The 1,060-nt window shown below is 69.2% G+C and carries 1 protein-coding gene; it reads left to right on the plus strand.

From position 1 onward, the window contains the following. The coding region (locus BGN95_RS12920) for a tetratricopeptide repeat protein (RefSeq protein WP_286772843.1) at positions 1-1,060 on the plus strand (1,060 nt) is incomplete at both ends.

Below are 1,060 nucleotides of genomic sequence, written 5' to 3' on the forward strand. Positions count from 1 at the left end.
AAGATGAGACCGGGGCGCTCGAAGCTTATCGCAAGGGGCTTGCCGCCGGCGGTGATGCACGCCTGGTGCGTGACTATGCCCGGTTCCTGCTGGATTCGCAGGATATCGCCGGGGCCGAAGCGCAACTGGCCGATTTGCGCCGTCGAAGCCCTGACGCGCTCGATACGTTGATGCTGGCGGGCGATATCGATGCGCAGGCGAACCGTTGGGACGGCGCCCTGGCCGCGTACAAGCGGGCGCAGTCGCTTTATCCCACGCGGCCCGAGCCATTGCTCGCGCAGGCCGATGCGGCCGACCAGCAAGGCAAGCTGGACGAGGCCGAGGCGCTGGTGGCCCGTGCCACCGATGTCGCGCCCGATAGCGGCGACGTGCTGCGGATGCGCATCCAGATCGCGGCCGAAAGGGGCGATTGGGAGCGGGTACGGTCCATGCTCGCCCCGCGCGAAAGCAGCCTGGAGGCGCGCTCGCCCGAAGGGCTGGCCTATGCCGAAGCCTTGCTTCGCCTCGGGCGGGCCGAGCAAGCGCGGGCGATCTATGCCAAGGCCTTGCTGCTTTCCCCGCAGAACCCGTTTGCAAGGCTGATGCTGGCGGAAGCGCAACTCGCGACCGGCGATGCGGCCACGGCCTATGCCACGGTCAAACCGCTGGCGGACAGCGCCATGGCCGGGCCGCGCGAACTGGAGCTTGCGGAAAAGGCGGCGCGCGCGGCCGGCGATCCGGCAGCCGATACGCTGAAGGCGCGCTTGCAGTCGGGCGATCTGCGCCGAACGCAGCAACTGGCCGCCAGCGGGCAGGCGGCGATGGCGCGGGGGGACTGGAACGCGGCGATCATGGCGTACCAGCAAGTCTCCGGCTACCAAGCCGATGCGGATGTGCTCAAGCGGCTGGCGTTCGCGGCCTCGCAGGCCGGGCGCAACGCCGAAGCGATCGGCTTCGCGGACAAGGCGCTGGCCTTGCAACCCTCCAACGCCGACATGATCCACATGGCGGGGCTGGCGCGGTTAAGGGCCGGGACGGACCGCGAAAAGGCGGTGGCCTATCTCGAACAGGCTTTGCGGGC

This window comes from Sphingomonas sp. 66-10 (assembly GCF_001897045.1).
Classification (GTDB): domain Bacteria; phylum Pseudomonadota; class Alphaproteobacteria; order Sphingomonadales; family Sphingomonadaceae; genus Sphingomonas; species Sphingomonas lycopersici.